At 53.3% G+C, this 15,843-nt stretch carries 18 protein-coding genes; 3 read left to right on the top strand and 15 right to left on the bottom strand.

Going from position 1 to position 15,843, the window contains the following annotated elements; all coding sequences use genetic code 11:
* The first annotated feature begins 301 nt into the window (after nucleotides 1–301).
* Together HJG40_RS03230 and HJG40_RS03225 are read left to right on the top strand one after the other, a co-directional pair.
* On the top strand, nucleotides 302–625 hold the full coding sequence (locus HJG40_RS03230; RefSeq protein WP_226856987.1) for a hypothetical protein: 324 nt from the start codon (nucleotides 302–304) through the stop codon (nucleotides 623–625).
* A 2-nt stretch (nucleotides 626–627) separates the two neighbouring features.
* Nucleotides 628–1,518, top strand: coding sequence for an ATP-grasp domain-containing protein (locus HJG40_RS03225; protein WP_215862863.1), 891 nt, complete (start codon nucleotides 628–630; stop codon nucleotides 1,516–1,518).
* Here HJG40_RS03225 and HJG40_RS03220 read toward each other — a convergent pair.
* The 10 genes from HJG40_RS03220 to HJG40_RS03175 form a co-directional block, all read right to left on the bottom strand.
* Nucleotides 1,481–2,206: a lysophospholipid acyltransferase family protein gene (locus HJG40_RS03220; protein ID WP_215862862.1), complete on the bottom strand. Its 726-nt coding sequence runs from the start codon at nucleotides 2,204–2,206 to the stop codon at nucleotides 1,481–1,483. The two genes, HJG40_RS03225 and HJG40_RS03220, sit on opposite strands and share 38 nt — an antisense overlap.
* A complete protein-coding gene (gene gmhB / locus HJG40_RS03215) occupies nucleotides 2,203–2,742 on the bottom strand; it encodes a D-glycero-beta-D-manno-heptose 1,7-bisphosphate 7-phosphatase (RefSeq protein WP_215862861.1) in 540 nt (179 codons plus the stop codon). The genes HJG40_RS03220 and gmhB overlap by 4 nt, the downstream gene beginning before the upstream one ends.
* Entirely contained in the window at nucleotides 2,742–4,841 is a 2,100-nt protein-coding gene (gene glyS, locus HJG40_RS03210; RefSeq protein WP_215862864.1) for a glycine--tRNA ligase subunit beta, read from the bottom strand. Before glyS ends, gmhB begins: the two co-directional genes overlap by 1 nt.
* Entirely contained in the window at nucleotides 4,841–5,713 is an 873-nt protein-coding gene (glyQ, locus tag HJG40_RS03205) for a glycine--tRNA ligase subunit alpha (protein ID WP_215862860.1), read from the bottom strand. Before glyQ ends, glyS begins: the two co-directional genes overlap by 1 nt.
* Before the next feature lie 89 nt (nucleotides 5,714–5,802).
* Complete coding sequence (locus HJG40_RS03200) at nucleotides 5,803–6,165, bottom strand: roadblock/LC7 domain-containing protein (protein WP_024892973.1); 363 nt, start codon at nucleotides 6,163–6,165, stop codon at nucleotides 5,803–5,805.
* A gap of 52 nt (nucleotides 6,166–6,217) precedes the next feature.
* Nucleotides 6,218–6,856 carry a roadblock/LC7 domain-containing protein gene (locus tag HJG40_RS03195; RefSeq protein ID WP_215862859.1) on the bottom strand — a complete coding sequence of 213 codons (639 nt, stop codon included), beginning with the start codon at nucleotides 6,854–6,856 and terminating at the stop codon, nucleotides 6,218–6,220.
* Nucleotides 6,853–7,419, bottom strand: coding sequence for a GTP-binding protein (locus HJG40_RS03190; protein ID WP_193651095.1), 567 nt, complete (start codon nucleotides 7,417–7,419; stop codon nucleotides 6,853–6,855). The genes HJG40_RS03195 and HJG40_RS03190 overlap by 4 nt, the downstream gene beginning before the upstream one ends.
* Before the next feature lie 51 nt (nucleotides 7,420–7,470).
* Entirely contained in the window at nucleotides 7,471–8,619 is a 1,149-nt protein-coding gene (locus HJG40_RS03185) for a response regulator (RefSeq protein WP_215862858.1), read from the bottom strand.
* 9 nt (nucleotides 8,620–8,628) lie between these two features.
* Nucleotides 8,629–10,125 carry a hypothetical protein gene (locus HJG40_RS03180; protein WP_215862857.1) on the bottom strand — a complete coding sequence of 499 codons (1,497 nt, stop codon included), beginning with the start codon at nucleotides 10,123–10,125 and terminating at the stop codon, nucleotides 8,629–8,631.
* An 80-nt stretch (nucleotides 10,126–10,205) separates the two neighbouring features.
* A complete protein-coding gene (locus HJG40_RS03175; protein WP_215862856.1) occupies nucleotides 10,206–10,637 on the bottom strand; it encodes a hypothetical protein in 432 nt (143 codons plus the stop codon).
* Nucleotides 10,638–10,744: 107 nt separating this feature from the next.
* Here HJG40_RS03175 and HJG40_RS03170 point away from each other — a divergent pair, with 107 nt between their 5' ends.
* Nucleotides 10,745–11,836, top strand: coding sequence for a L,D-transpeptidase family protein (locus HJG40_RS03170; RefSeq protein ID WP_215862855.1), 1,092 nt, complete (start codon nucleotides 10,745–10,747; stop codon nucleotides 11,834–11,836).
* Nucleotides 11,837–11,848: 12 nt separating this feature from the next.
* On the opposite strand, the gene HJG40_RS03165 is transcribed toward HJG40_RS03170, so the two are convergent.
* The 5 genes from HJG40_RS03165 to HJG40_RS03145 are packed head-to-tail and all read right to left on the bottom strand — an operon-like array spanning nucleotide 11,849 to nucleotide 15,711.
* On the bottom strand, nucleotides 11,849–12,649 hold the full coding sequence (locus HJG40_RS03165; RefSeq protein ID WP_215862854.1) for a YdcF family protein: 801 nt from the start codon (nucleotides 12,647–12,649) through the stop codon (nucleotides 11,849–11,851).
* Nucleotides 12,650–12,661: 12 nt separating this feature from the next.
* The gene (gene lipA / locus HJG40_RS03160) at nucleotides 12,662–13,618 is read right to left on the bottom strand and encodes a lipoyl synthase (protein ID WP_215862853.1); all 957 of its coding nucleotides are present in this window, start codon (nucleotides 13,616–13,618) and stop codon (nucleotides 12,662–12,664) included.
* A 2-nt stretch (nucleotides 13,619–13,620) separates the two neighbouring features.
* Nucleotides 13,621–14,262, bottom strand: coding sequence for a lipoyl(octanoyl) transferase LipB (lipB, locus tag HJG40_RS03155; RefSeq protein ID WP_215862852.1), 642 nt, complete (start codon nucleotides 14,260–14,262; stop codon nucleotides 13,621–13,623).
* Nucleotides 14,259–14,525 (bottom strand): YbeD family protein, encoded by a 267-nt coding sequence (locus tag HJG40_RS03150; protein ID WP_215862851.1) that lies wholly within the window; start codon nucleotides 14,523–14,525, stop codon nucleotides 14,259–14,261. The genes lipB and HJG40_RS03150 overlap by 4 nt, the downstream gene beginning before the upstream one ends.
* Nucleotides 14,526–14,544: 19 nt before the next feature.
* The gene (locus HJG40_RS03145) at nucleotides 14,545–15,711 is read right to left on the bottom strand and encodes a D-alanyl-D-alanine carboxypeptidase family protein (RefSeq protein WP_215862850.1); all 1,167 of its coding nucleotides are present in this window, start codon (nucleotides 15,709–15,711) and stop codon (nucleotides 14,545–14,547) included.
* Between the last annotated feature and the right edge of the window lie 132 nt (nucleotides 15,712–15,843).

The following is a 15,843-nucleotide window of genomic DNA, read 5'->3' as shown; positions in this document are numbered from 1 at the left end:
GGTGCGACGGTCTACGTGACTGCGTACCCATGCCGTGGCCGCTTCCGCTTCGTTGGCCGATAAGTTTGTGTCCTGGAAAAAAGCTCCGTGCCCCGCTAATCCTTGCTGCGTGCTGTTGTCGCTCATTGCTGCACTCCTTGGCCGAATGGCCAGCTATTGCGAATAAACATTATTAACTGTTTATATACTTGACCATTATGCTCCACAATAATTCCTTTGCCAAGGCAAGTGGTTTTGTCGTTCAGCTTGCCGCAACATGCAGGAATAGGTACAAATTTGCAGGGACCAAACTAAGGAGCAAATGAAATCAATGGAAACTACCCAAAATGAGCAGTCTGAATTACACATAGCAGAGCGTTGCCGGACGCTCTACCTGAATCCGCTGGTGCAGGGCAAGGGCTGGCTACCGAATTTATTTTGGCGCGCAGCGAATGCCGAGAATCCTTTTGGCTGTTTGCGGGTGAATCCTCTGGAGCTGGAGGTGTTGTTTTCGGCAATCTGCGGGCAAACATCCGAGGCGCGCAGCAGTCTCGAGCAGATCAAGCCGGGAAGGGCGGGTTTCATCGAGCGATCCATCGCCCATGGTGAACTCCCGTTGCTGACTTTTCGTGCGGATGTGTCCTGAATATGTCGGAGACTCCAAGAATTGCGGTACTGTCCCGCTTTCCTGGGCTTTATTCCACCCAAAAATTGCTCCAGGTGGTGGAAGCGGCGGGAATGGAAGCCGTGTTGTTGGCTCCGGAACAATGTTTGTTGACTGTGAATGGCGTTCATGCGGATCTTTATGTGCAGGGTGAAAAATTTCCACATTGCGCGGCGGTCATTCCCCGCATTGGCGGACCAATAACGGCCTTGGGTGCGCGTTTATTACGTTATTTTGCCGGGAAAGGTACTTTTTGTCTGAATTCTGCCGGGGCATTGCAACTGGCACGCGACAAATTTGCCTCCCTGCAGGCTCTGGCTGCGGCGGGAATAGCTGTTCCACAAACCGTTTATTTCACGGAATCCAGGCAAAAAGAGCTGGCCTTGCAGATGCTGGGCACGCCCCTCGTTCACAAACTATTGCAAGGTTCGCAGGGGGTCGGGGTGAGTTTGGCCGAGACCCCGGTAGCCGCGCGGGGGATGCTGGATACTTTTTTGAGTCTGCAGCATGAAGCTATGGTGCAGCGTTTTTTGCCGGGTCGCCAGGATGTCAGAGTGATAGTCTTGTTCGGAGAGGTTGTTGCGGCCATGCGTCGGGAGTCTGCAGCCGAAGATTTTCGCAGTAATCTGCACTGCGGTGGCCGTGCCTTGGCGTTTCCTGATCTACCCGATTCCTGGGCCGAAATTGCCCGGAAAGCCGCTGTTGCATTAGGCCTCGATTTTGCCGGTGTCGATTTGATGGCCGACGCGGATCAAAACGCACTGGTCTTGGAGGTGAACCCCGTACCCAGTCTGGAGGGTATTGAAAAAAGTAGTGGGGTGGATGTGGCAGGGCGCATCATTGCTGCTTTGAAGCTTCGCCTGGCATCTGCCTGACGGCGTTGCGAATCCAGGATTCTGCCTGTTCGGTTAAGGTGGAAGATTTGCCGTTCGGCGCGAAAGCCGGGCCAATCCACAAGTCCACTTTCCCGGATTTCTTTCGCCAGTCATTACGGGCCCAAAAGCAGCCACTGTTGACGGCAATGGGTAAAAGCGGGACTTCTGCGCGCAGGGCCAGTCCGGCGGCCGTGCTGCTGAAGGGCCCGACTTCGCCGCAGGGGTAACGGGTGCCTTCAGGAAATATAACCACATTAAATCCGGCCGCGAGGCGAAGTTTGCCTTCTTCCATGACCTGCACGAGTGCCTGACGACCGGCACTGCGATCAATGCCGATCGGCCAGGCCAGACGTAAGCCCCAGCCGATAATTGGAATCCGAAACAGTTCCTGTTTGAGGACATAAGACAGGCGTGGGAAAAGACACCAGAGTAACAGGGTTTCCAGCGCCGATTGATGGTTGGCAACAATGACGCAGGGCGTATCCGGGATATTTTCCAGACCGGTGACTTGATAACTCAATCCGCAACTCAGGCGCAACCACAAGACGGCAGTTCGTGCCCAGAGGCGGCTGGACCAGACCCGGGCGGAAAGGGGCATGGGGATGGTCAACAGGGTGAAAAATGCCCAGATGAGTGTCCATAAGGTAAAGCCGATGTAGAAAATCCCGCTACGCAGTGTTTGTATCAAGAGGCACCGAGGATGGCCTGTACTGCGGCAGCAAGATCCAGAAAAATAGGGAAACCAGCAGACTCGGCATCGCGACGGGTATTTTGGCCTTTGCCGGTGAGCACGAGAATCGGTTTGGCCCCGGCTTTCTGGGCGGCTTGCAGATCCCGCAGGCTGTCTCCAATAGCGGGAACATTTTCAAAGGAAATTTGCAGGCGTTCGGCAATTTCCTGAAACATGCCCGGCATGGGCTTGCGGCACTGACAACCGGCGTCGGGCAGGTGGGGGCAAAAGAATATGGCTTCAATACGCCCCCCAAAAACGGCGAGTTCCTGGCGCATGCGCTGATGGATGGCTGTGAGGGTGCGAATATCGAAAAGCCCCCGCCCTACGCCGGACTGATTAGTGGCAATGACTACCTGAAAGCCAGCCCGGTTGAGACGGGAAATGGCTTCCAGACTGCCTGGAATGGGTCGCCATTCGGCCGGTGATTTAATGAAGGCGTTACTGTCTTCGTTGATGACACCGTCGCGATCGAGGATGATCCACTGCGCCATCAGGAGCCCTGGATTTGCGTAAAGTCGGCAACACCCAAAAACGCATCCTGCAGCCTGGTGAGGAGAGCAAGGCGGTTCTGGCGTATTTCGGGATTTTCAGCAAGGACCATGACGTTGTCGAAAAAAGTGTCGACCGAAGGACGTAATCCGGCCAGAAGGTCCAGTGCGTTGGCATATTGTGCGTTATGAATATGGGTATGAACGGACCCGGCCATGACTTGCCAGTGTGTCCAGAGCTGATGTTCGGCGGGATCTTCAAATAATTGCGGATCGGGTTCGCGCTGTGCTTCGAGGTTTTCCTTGCGAAGCAGATTATTGACGCGTTTGATCAGCGCCGCGAGCGCTTCAGCCGCCTGGTGTTCGGTCAGGAAGCGCGCCAGCGCTTCCAGGCGTTTACGGGCATCAAGAACCTGATGGGGTTGACGACTGAGTACGGCATTAATCTGGTCGGCACGAAAACCCTCTTCCTTGAAATAGACACGCATCCGGTCCTGGAAAAAATCCAGTACGCCAGTGCCGATGGCCGTCGGGTCTTTGACAATGTCATGCCCCAAAGCTTCCAGGGTCAGGGTCACGGCTTTGTCCAGGGGCAGATCAAGCTCTGCATCCAGAATGATGCGTAAGACGCCCAAGGCCGCCCGGCGCAGGGCGAAGGGATCGCGATCACCCGTAGGTGTTTTGCCAATGGCAAAAAAACCGCAGAGGGTATCCAGCTTGTCGGCAATGGCCAGGCACTGGCCTGCAGGGCTTTGCGGCGTGTCGTCATCGCGGCCATTGGGCAGGTAATGTTGGGAAATGGCTGCAACAACCTCGGCATTTTCACCATCATGACGGGCGTAATGTCCACCCATGATGCCTTGCAATTCGGGAAATTCCCCCACCACGCCAGAGAGCAAATCACTTTTACACAGTGCCGCAGCGCGTTCCAGATCATCGGCTTTGACGTTACAGAGGCTACTCAATGACCGCGCTACTTTTTGCAGGCGCAGGGTTTTGTCGTAAATACTGCCCAGCCCTTCCTGAAAGAGGACGTTCTGTAATTCGGGCAGCCGTGCAGTCAAGGATTTTTGGCGATCCTGATCCCAGAAAAAAGCCGCATCCGCCAGGCGTGCGCGTAGCACGCGATTATTGCCGTGAATGACAATTCGGGCATCCTGACTGTGTATATTGGCGGCAAACAGGTATTGGGAAATCAGGCGGCCGTTTGCGTCACGTAAAGGGACATAGCGCTGATGTTGCATCATAACCGTAATCAGCGCCTCTTCAGGGATGCGCAGATAATCTTCCGCAAAGCTGCCGATCAGGATGACTGGCCACTCATTGAGTCCGGTAATTTCATCCAGTAATGCTGAAGGCAAGATGGGGGTTGCGCGCAAGTCTTCAGCAATGACCGAAATTTTATGGGAAATATGCGTCCGGCGAGCGTCGAAGTCGGCCATGACCTGGGCCTCCAGCAAGGCTGCAGCGTAATTGGCGGGCTGATCAATCTGGATCGCTTCAGGATGATGCACACGGTGACCAAAGCTCTGTCCGCCGGCCTGCAGTCCGAATGCCTGCCAGTCCAGCATTTGTTGTCCTTGCCGCAATAGTAACCAGCGCACCGGACGAATGAAGCTATCCTGACGGGTCCCCCAGTGCATACGTTTACGCAGGGGCAGGGCGGCAATGGTCTGACTGGCAATGTCAGGCAGCAGACTGTGACTACTGCGAGCTGCTTCGACCTCCCGCCAGGCCAGCACCGGTCCTTTTTCCGTATCGAGGGTGCTGAGATCAGCAAAGGCAACCCCACAGGAACGGGCAAAGCCTTCGGCAGCCGGGGTTATGTTACCCGCCGCATCACGCGCTCTTTCTACGGGGGGGCCACGGCGGATGCTTTCTCGTGGCTGACTGTGCAGCGCCAGGTTCTGAATCCATAATGCTAAACGTCGTGGAGTGACGTAAGCCGTGATTTGACCAAAGCTGAGACCGGCATCATTCAGCAGACGCGTCATTTGTTCAATGGCGGCGTTACGAATGGGGAGCTGCTCACGCGCGGGTAGCTCTTCACAACCGATTTCCAGAAGGCAATCTTCCTGGAGAGGATTTTCATGGGCGGACATCATTCACTCCGTAGCAGAGGGTGGCCGAGTTCGGCACGGGCTTCTGCATAAATTTCCGCAACGCCTTTGGCCAGTCCGCGTACCCGACCAATGAAGCGGGCGCGTTCATTGACGCCGATGGCATGGCGGGCATCCAGGAGATTAAACGTATGGGAACAGTCGAGAACCCGCTCGTAGGCTGGCAAAGGGAGTTTGTGATCAAGCAGCTTGCGGCAATCTGCCTCAGCGCGATCAAAGCGCTGGAAAAGGTCGTCTATGGGTGCCAGCTCGAAATTATAGCGGGACTGTTCCACCTCGTTTTGGTGAAATACATCTCCATACAGCACACCCGGCGTCCAGATTAGATCGTACACACTCTCTACACCTTGCAAATACATGGCGAGACGTTCCAGACCATAGGTCACTTCGCCCATGACCGGGTGACAATCGAGGCCGCCCACCTGCTGGAAATATGTGAACTGGGTGACTTCCATGCCATTCAGCCAGACTTCCCAGCCAAGGCCCCAGGCACCCAGCGTGGGTGATTCCCAGTCATCTTCGACAAAGCGGATGTCCTGCAATTTTGGATCAATGCCCAGCACCGCCAAGGACTCCAGATACAAATCCTGAAGATTACTCGGGTTAGGTTTGAGTACCGCCTGAAACTGGTAGTAATGCTGGAGACGATTTGGATTGTCTCCGTAGCGGCCGTCTGTGGGACGTCTGGAAGGCTGCACATAAGCGGCTCGCCATGGTTCTGGACCAATGGCGCGGAGAAAGGTGGCAGGATGAAAGGTACCGGCTCCAACGGGCATGTCCATGGGCTGCAACAATACGCAACCTTGAGCGGCCCAGAAGTTTTGGAGCCGCTGGATGATTTCCTGAAAAGTCATATGCGTCTCAGACAGTGATTTGGTGCATTATGAACCAATGGAGCAGAGGCTGTGAAGGGATCAGGGGCAAATCCCTTGAAAAGGGAGGCTCATAGCAATTCGGCAATGCCACTTGATGCACGTTTGGCATCCAGAAATACCAGACCTAGCTTGGCTTCCTTGCGGGCGATAATGGTCAGTACCGCATCTGGGCCGGCATGAATGAGCAGCACATAACCGTTATCGCCCTTGATCATGACTTGTTCGAGTTCGCCGCGAGCCAGCTCTGCTGCCGTTCGGTCGCCCAGGGATAGCATGGCGGCGGCCATCGCACCGACGCGGTCCTCGTCCATGGTGGAAGAAAGCAGGGAAGCGATGGTCAGACCATCTGTGGAGATGACCGCAGAAGCCTCAATATCGGCGGATGAGCCATTGAGGTCACTGAGGATGGATTTGAGCATTTCTTCGCGCATGGTGTTTCTCCTGAATAAACTGTCAATAATGCAATATTAAAGTGGGTTGTGCTTAGCGGTAACGTTTGTCGAGATCCTGAACCAAGGTCACGAAGGATTGATCCTGGAGACGGGGCGTTCCGCTGACGACGAGCATGAAACGCTGTTGTCCGATGAACAGCGGCCAAAAGCCCAATTCCGATCGACCGGAAGGGTCCAGCAGCCCCCAGGTTTCCGTGTTGACCCGTAAATTGTTTTTGAGCAGGCGATTATGGCGTGATTGCAGGGAAAGCAGATCAGCAGAAAGTCCCGCCAGCTCCTCCGCAGCTTCATGAGCAAAGCCTGCTGCAGCCAGATAAAAACCATTTTCATCGGCCAGGAGGGTTTTTTGCTGGTCAGACAGGCGGGCCAGTAGCGGTGGTAACGCGTCTTCCAGTCGCAGTGTGCTGTCAGTACGGGCCTGATGGGTGCCGCGCAGAAGACCAAGGCGCTGTAGCCGGAAAATGCTGCGCAAGGCTTTATCCGTATTGTTGTTTTCCGCCCATTGACTGGCAATTTCCGTCGTAAAAGGAGCGTGGTGACCTTCGCGTAGTACGTGCAACAGAATGGTACGATTACCTTCCTGATCAGGACTGGAAGTCGCGTAAAAGGCTCCTGCAGGAGTAAGCTCAGCGTATACTTCAGTACGCGTTGCAACCAGCTCTACACTCATAAGATGTCTCCAATTCCTGGGTCAATGGAATAAAGCAGGGCCATGACCAGGTTTTTGATGTCCTCCTTTTTGCGGCCATCAATTTCAAAAATGGGGGGGATGGGATTGAGCATTTTGAGGTCAGCGGTGACTTCAGGAAGCATGTTCGCATAATCAGCAGGACCTGGATGGTTCTGGACATCGGTTTTGGAAATACCAATGACGACTGGAACATTGATGATGTAGTCCTTGAAGGCGTGCAGAAAAAAGTGGAGATCCTTCTTGGGATTAGGGCGAGTGTTGTCGAGCATGAGCACCAGACCCAGTCCGCCCGTAGTCAGGATGTCCCACATGAAATCAAAGCGTTCTTGACCCGGGGTGCCATATAGATGAATTTTGGTTTGGGTGTCCAGTTTGAGAATGCCATAGTCCATGGCGACGGTTGTATGACCCTTACGATTCAGGGTCATGTCCGAAGCCTGAGCATCTGTAGATATGATGGGTGTGTCGGATAATACGGATATGGCCGTGGTTTTCCCCGCACCTACCGGACCGGTAAAAACGATTTTATTATCTTCTCTCACAAATTGGCTCCTTGAAAATCATTGTTATCTGCATCGCTGCGCGCCCCAGCCTTATATTCCGGCTATACGTTTCAGGAGACGGCCCAAAAAGCTTCGTTTGGCTGCAGGGATTTCTGTCTCTAAGGATGCTGAATCATGTGGCATTCGAACGATATTGCCCGGATTTTCCGGCGTGTTGTAGCGGAGTAATTCCAGGCTATCTGCAGCAGCAAGAAAATTGAACAAATCCCGGGGTTCGATGCGTAACATCTTGACAGTGAGAGCGGGCGAGGCCGGGGAACGCGCCAGAAACGCAGCCAGTCTTAATGCATCAGGAAGCATGGGCAGACGCGTCAGATTAGGCCATTGTTTCAGCTGAACCGGGGCGTTGAGTGGCAATTTTTGATTTAATCGCCCATTGGCTGTCCATGCGGCTACTTGCCAGAGCAAGGATTGCAGGGACATATGACGAAGGCTGCTGTTTTCTCCTGAATCGGCCTCTCTTGGGGCTCTCATCTGCAGATGACCTGCAGAAACGTGGCACAGTTGCTGCAGTTGTTCATCATCTATTAGGGCCGCTGCCTGGTCTGTGGAGGGATCAAGGCGCACAATCGCGCGCTGGTTTTGATCGGAAATTATGCTAATACCATGATCGCGCTGAGCAATTTTTAGAAGTCCCAATAATCCTTCATCAGGATTAAAATACTGCACTTCCTCGGGGCGAAGAACGGGAGCGGGCTTGCTGGGTGCTACGGGTACTTCTGGTGCATTTTGCGGAGCCGGGGATGGACTAGCTTGCTGAGTATGGAGGCTGGTGACCGGGACTGCTATATCCGGTCGAATGGGCTTGATATTGGTATCCTGTTTTTCAGGTGTTCTGGGTGTGTCCAGCAGAAGAGATTCCAATGCCGGGAACAAGGTTTCCATGCGTACCGGCTTTTGAAGTATGGGGAAAATACAATCTGCCGGTGAAGCTATAGTGGTCACGAGTATCCGCTGCTCAGGTTCGCACTGATGCAAATTTGTCGCGAGTTCAGTGCCCCCTGGCCCGTCAATGTCCACAATGCTCAGGTGGGCGACGCGATCATCTCCTGATTCCATCAGTTCATAGTGACGCCGTGTGTGCATTTTAAACGCCATGCGAAAAACAGCTTCTTTACGAGTGTCCATGCCGAGGCTGCGGACGAGGATGCTGGCATTGTCTGGAGTATTATTCGTCATGATCAAATCCTAAATAACCTGTCGCTGCGGTTGGCGTTGCATGCGTTCAGCAAGGCTAAACATCTGCCGCATGATTTCTTCATCAGGTGGCGTATCCATATTGAGTATGGATCGGGTAAAACTGGAAAAGCGCTCATGAGCACCCATGCGCTCATACATTTCCAGAAGCGGGCGATAGTAAAACTCGTGATCAGGGCGTGCCAGGGTGGCTTTTTCAAGAAGATCAACGGCCTCTTCCACTTGTCCGTACTCCAGCAGGCTGTCGAATTCTTCAAGGATACTGTCATCATTGTTGTGGGGCATGATCTGATGATTACGATGAATCTCCTCCAGAACCAGTGCCGGGCTGGAAAAAGGGATGGCTGTCAAGGGAAGATAGAGACCATATTTTTCTGCTTGTTCGGCGAGAATGTGCTTGTCTGCCTCGCTGGCTATCAGATGATCCCAGAGCGGATGTTCACCCAGTTGTCGGCCATGTTTAAGCATTCGGGCGCGGAGTGCGCTGCCAGCTCCCCACAAACTGATATATAACTGCAATAAAGATTCTGCGTAATTGGCACAGCGTTTTTGTCGGTAAAAAATATCCAGCAAGGTAACATGCAGTATCAACTTACGTGGTTCAAAAATGAGATGGCGTTTCAGTATTCGCTCGGCCTCCTGAATTTGTTGGGTCGCCAGTAATGCGCGAATAGTAGCCAAGGGGTCTGCCAGAGTCGTAGCCGTTTCCCACTCCCTGGGGGTTATAGCGTCAATTTTTACATCACCTTGGAGCAGCACTTCTACATTATTGCTGACCATTTCAGAAGGATCGTTGCTCTGGAATGATTGCAGAGGCTTTTCGGAAAAGCCGCTGAGATCCATATCCATGGGTTCGGGGTTGACAAGGGCCTGCTGGAGTTCCTGCTGTACCCTGATGAGTGTTGATGAAGGTGCTGGCTGGGCTTCGCTGGTTTTGATTGTGCTAATGGCTGCCAACTGACTATTGCTGATGCCCAAATTTTCGGCAAGCACACGGAGTTGGAGGTTTTCCAGGTCAGCTTGCAGGCCGGCAAGGGTCAGGTCCTGGGCTTCGGCGCCGGATATGATTCCTGAATCACACAAATTACTCAGCAATTCTGCAAAGCGATCCAGGTCTGGAATTTCCTGATATAAAGCCAGTAATCTTCGGCTTTGCCGGGTATCATCAGGATTGTGGATAACGTACCAGCTGAGTGAGGTGGCCGCTTGCTCCAGATGGCCGTAAGCGAGGTATATTTCAATTTCATCCAGGATACTGGTCTCATCCACTTCAGTAGATGTGGCATGATGCGTAACATCAGAACTGTCTGTTCCGGCAATTTGTACAGTTGGAACCAAAGCTGAGTTTTTAGGGGTAGGCGTGATTTTTTGGGGTTTTGCGGTATTTTTAAGCAGCCGTTTTCTGTTGAACAGCTTCCACAGCCCCGCTGAAACCACCAGGGCGAGCAGTAACACAATAATAATCAGGCTGCTTAGGGGTAGTTCCATACACAAAGCTCACTTCCGGTTAAACGCATTTTTGCGGCAATTGACTCATAGCCTCGTAAATAGGCGTTTTAAATGTTCTGTCAATGTGCAAACAGTTCAGCAAGAGATTTTAACCGGGACACGCTCGGGCGCGAGGGATCAGCAGATTGTGCGGCAATGGCCGCGTAGCCAGAAAAAAAGCTGGGCAGAGCCCGGACGACAATGGGCAATCTTTCGCGACTGACCGTGGCCAGCGTCCATTCTGCTCGCAAGCCGTAAACAGGATGATGGCTGCAGATGGCTGCGCCCCAATACGAATCGGCTTGGGACCAGCGATGTTCCGCGACGCTGAGCAAATGCTGTTCCGGTGCGTGGCGCAAACCCACGCACGGCCCCACAAAAGGGATCTGCAGGTCGCTGGCCAGATCGCTAAGCATATGGTCGAGGCGGTGGAGGGCATCACGGATTTCTGGTGAGTTTGCCGGTGCTCCCTGCGCTACATTTTTTAGAAATATCAGATGAGGTGATTCCATAAAGGCCTCCTTTTCCCTTATGATTATGACCGTTAAATAAAATGCTGCCAACGATCCTTTGGATTGGCTGGGCATCTTAATGGTATTTGCCGTAAACAGGAAGGCTAATGAAGCAAAAACAATGGGGTATCTGGCTGTTAACTGCTGCACTAAGTGCTTTGGGTGTTGGCTTCGCTCAGGCGAGCGTGTTTCCCTTGCCAGAGCACGGCAATGTGGTGGGTACATTGCATGCAGTCACTACGCATCGAGACGACACACTTCTGGATATCGGTCGGTTTTACGATCTGGGCTACAATCAGGTTACCAAAGCCAATCCCGGAGTGAATCCCTGGTTACCGGGGCAGGCTAGTAAGGTGGTCATTCCCGCCCAGTATATATTGCCGCCCAAGCCCTGGACCGGAATCGTGGTGGATATACCCGCACGGCGGATTTACTTTTTCCCGAATAATGATCATGTGGTGTACACCTATCCGGTCGGTGTGTTTCTGCCTGGTTGGAAAGAGAATCTGACTACCACCCAGATTATTGCCAAGTTCAAAATGCCGGCCTGGAATGTTCCCAAAAATATTCATTCCTGGTTCAAGACAAAATTCCACATGGATATTCCCTGGTATTGGCCGCCTGGACCGGAAAATCCAATGGGTGAGTTGGCCATGGAAACGGGTCTTTCCGGGATATTTATTCATGGCACCTATCATCCCTGGGGTGTGGGCATGCGCGCCAGCCAGGGCTGTTTTCAGATGTTCCCTGAAAATGTCGCGCAGTTGTTTCCCATGGTTCCGGTCGGAACCCCGGTGCGGATTATAGATATGCCTAATCTGGTAGGCGTGCACAATGGCGAAGTCTATTTGCAGTCCTACAAGCCCATGGACACCTATCACAAGGGGGTTCCTGAGCTGCAGCGAGCAGCCATGCGTATCAAGGATTTCATGGAGGTGAATCATATTCACCAAGAAATTGACTGGAGCAAAGTACGGCGCATTGTCGGTGAGCACAACACAGTGGCTTTGCCCATCGGTGTCAATGCTCCCAGTTATCAGACCCTGGCTGCCGCCTTACCAGCCAAGCCTTATGCTTATGCGCCTTATGGGCCTTCAGCCAATGGCGCAGCAGTACCAGCGCCGTTGCAGCTGGCCAAGCCCAGTGATCGCGAACATTTGCATGTGCAAGTGAGTCTCCCGGATAGTAAAAACCAGTAACTTCCGTGAATATTAATTGCCGTTACCGAGGCCCTGTTCTTGCAGCCAAAGCCAGAGCAGGCCAAGGTATTCATGGCAGGCCTCACTGCTGATTTCCATGAAAATGGCTCGAGGTAGCCAGCTATCCATCTTCAGCTCCCGGACCTGATTCAGCCGATAGTCGGTGGGTACCGGGATTACTTCCAAATGAGACAAGCTAAACCAGGCGACAGCCCGAGGCATGTGCAGGGCGGAAGTCACCAGATATATTTTTTGGATATGATGCGCTGCCAGCAGGATGCTGGAGTCGGCCGCGTTGGCTGCCGTATTGTAGGAGTGGGTTTCCGGCCATATTGGACTGGTAACATGAAAATCCTGGCGGAGAATATGTGCCATGGTTGTGGCTTCCGCAGCAACTCCAAAACGCGGCGCCCCCCCACTCGGGACCACCGGCAGCTGCGTTTGCCTGGCGAGTCGCGCCGCTGCCATGAGCCGTACCAAAGTACGGGCATTGGCGGTTTCCTGGCGAGAATGGGGAGAATCCATGACTTCTCCACCACCCAGTACGACGATGGCTCCTGGGCGCTCTGCTCCCGTTAATGGCTGGTGTAGGGTCGGATAGCGGTTTTCCAGAGGCATGAGCAGCAATCGGGCACCGATCGCGGTTGAAAAAAAGTATAAAATACCCAGGGCCAAAATAATCAGCGTCCGTCCCATGTATCGCCAGCCCAGTACCTCACTCAGCCAGCCAAACATGGCCAACAGGAACAATACTCCCGGCGGTTGGAGTAGCGCCGATGCCAGCGTCAGTACCGTGGTGTAACGCAGTAGCATGGCAGCTTCCGGTCAGTCTTCAGTCATTTCATGAAAGCTGCGTTCGGCATGGTAGGAGGAACGTACCAGCGGGCCACTGGCGACATGACGGAAGCCCATGGCCAGTCCATCCAGGCGCAGGGTTTCAAATTCATCCGGGGGCACGAAGCGGGCGACGGGCAGGTGGTGACGGGAAGGAGATAAATACTGTCCCAAGGTCAGCAACTCGCAACCCGCTTGACGAAGGTCCTGCATGACCTCTCGAATTTCATCCAGCTCTTCTCCGAGCCCAAGCATCAGCCCTGATTTGCTGGGAATATCTGGATGTTCTGCCTTGAAGGCTGCCAGTAAATTGAGGGAATGTCGATAATCGGCACCGGGTCGGGCCTGTAAATAAAGGCGAGGCACAGTTTCGAGATTGTGATTGAATACATCTGGGGGAGTATTGCGGAGTGCCGCCAGAGCCTTATCGACGCGTCCGCGAAAGTCGGGCACCAGAATTTCTATGTGGAGATTCGGACAATGATTGCGTAAGGCGCTGATTACCTCCGCGAAATGCTGGGCGCCACCATCTCTTAGATCATCCCGATCTACAGAAGTGATGACCACAAAACGTAGTCCCATTGTCGCGACGGTTTGGGCAAGATGTAGCGGCTCTGCCGAATCAGGGGGCTTGGGGCGGCCGTGGGCCACATCACAAAACGGGCAGCGGCGTGTGCATACATCGCCCAAAATCATGAAAGTGGCCGTTCCACCGCCGAAGCATTCACCCAGATTGGGGCACGAAGCTTCCTCACAGACGGTATGTAGATCCGCTGCGCGCAGAATTTTTTTGAGTCGATCGACTTCCGGAGATAAGGGCGAGCGTACACGCAACCATTGCGGTTTAGGCACTCTCGGCGTTTCTACAGGAATGATGGGGATAGGGATAGGATTGCGGGCTGTTTTTTCAGCACCTCTTCCGGCTTTTTTGTCTGAGCGGGTTTCCATGATCAGGCACCGCCTTTTTGTAGAGGTCGCTGCAGCTGATCGGAAAGCGCGTTCATCAACGCTTCGGCAACGTCCCGACTGGGCCAGTCGGGACAGAGATCGTGAATCTGGGTGACGGCGAGTTGGGGCATTCCGCAAGGATGAATGCGCTGAAAAGGAGATAAATCCATATCAGTATTCAGGCTTAAACCATGGTAGCTACGTCCGCGCTGGACGCGCAGACCTAAAGAGGCGATTTTGGCCTCGCCTACATAAACGCCGGGAGCATCCCTGCGCGCATGGGCATTTACCCCATGATCTGCCAGGAGTTGAATCACAGAATGTTCCATCATGCTGGTGAGTTGCCGCACATTAATACCCATTCGGGGTAAATCAATCAGCAGGTAAACAATCCATTGCCCGGGGCCATGGTAGGTCACCTTGCCCCCCCGATCACTGCGGATGACCGGTATGGAGCCAGGATCCAGAACATCGGCGGCATCGGCATTGCGACCAAGCGTAAATACCGGCGGATGCTGGAGTAGCCACATTTGATCAGGGGTTTCTGCATCGCGCTGGGTGGTGAACTCGCGCATGGCATCCAGCACCGTAAAGTAGGGCAGGATTCCGGGCCAACAGCGCACCAGTATGGGAGAATTGTTCATAAGCAGAGGATGACTCCGTCCACGGCCTTTACCGCCGTATAAATATTCAGAAGCTGGGCTTCGTTTTGTATTTCCAAAGAGATGGTTACCGAAAGATACTGGCCCTGACTGCTGGCACGCAGGGCAAAAGCGCTTTCCGGTAAATCAGGGGCATGGGGCTCTACGGCTTCGCGTACCGCCCCCAGCAGATCAGCATGCTGCCCAATGACCTTGACATGATGCAGATGGGGAAAATCATCTGCTAGCTGGGTTTCTGTTTTCATGCAAGCCCCTCATTCTGTTTCAGAGCGCGTCACCAATTTTGTGGAACATCCGCGATAACCAGCCGGCTTTCTCTGCAGAAACCATGCTGACCACCGGGACTGTTTTTAGTGTTTTACCGTCAAGCTGGAAAACCAATGCTCCCACGACGGTACCTTTTTTCAGGGGGGCCTGCAAATTGGGGCTGAGTTCGACAACGCGCTGCAAATCAGAAAAATGACCCTTGGGTACGGTGACGATGACCTTTTGGGTGACACCTACGGGAACATGCATGGGAGAGAAGTCGTTCCGCGTGATTTTACCAACCTGCTGGCCCGACTGGTAAACCGGATGATTCACGAAAAATCGATAACCGTAGTCCAACAATGCTTCTACGGCATTGGTACTGCCAGACCAGTTAGGCCCACCCATCACTACGGCAATCAGGCGCCGACCATTGCGTTGTGCAGTAGCGTCGATGCAATAGCCGGAGGCATCCGTCAGTCCTGTTTTCAGACCATCGACACTGGGGTCACGAAACAGTACAGGATTCCAGCTTCGTTGGGTGATTTTGTTGTAGGTATAGGATTTTTTTTGGGTAATTTGAATGACTTGAGGGTATTGCTGAATCAGTGTCTGGGATAGCCGCGCGACATCCAGAGCGGTGGTATACAGGTTGTCATCCGGCAAACCATCGACATTATTGTAATGAGTATTATGCAGTCCCAGTTGAGCCGCCGTCTCATTCATCAGGGTTACGAAGCCGGACTGGCTTCCTGCCACGGTTTCGGCTAAGGCCACGGCGGCATCATTGCCCGAATCAATGAGTAGCCCGTGCAACAGTTGGTCAACGTTGACCGCCAGACCAGGCTGGATAAACATGCTGGAACCACCGGTTTTCCAGGCCGTGTTGGATATTTGTATGTTTTCATTGGTATTGAGGGTGCCATTGTGGATGGCTTGATAAGTCAGGTAGGCGGTCATCAGCTTGGTGAGGCTGGCCGGTGCGCGGCGCAGGTTTTCGCTTTTCGCGGCAATAATCTGACCCGTATCATAATCCATCAGCACATAGCTGACGATGGACGGCAGGGCGGGTGCTGGTGGTGTGGGCAGTCTTGGGGTCGGCACGACGGCAAAGGCTGCACTGGCAAAAAGTAGCCCGAAAAAAACAAGAAAAATTTTACTCATCAGCGATGGGCGGGAAATCATCAGGACCTCAATACGTAGTGTTTAATTTGGAGTTTAATCTTGGTGGTGTTTGAAGAATTATAATGATGTCCGCCAAGAAAGCTATGTCTGTATGCTAATTGTCCTGCAACCGGCGGTGGGCCGGGAAGCTTT

It is taken from the genome of Acidithiobacillus concretivorus (genome assembly GCF_018853445.1).
Classification (GTDB): Bacteria; Pseudomonadota; Gammaproteobacteria; order Acidithiobacillales; family Acidithiobacillaceae; genus Acidithiobacillus; species Acidithiobacillus concretivorus.
This window is presented reverse-complemented; position numbering and strand designations above follow the sequence as displayed.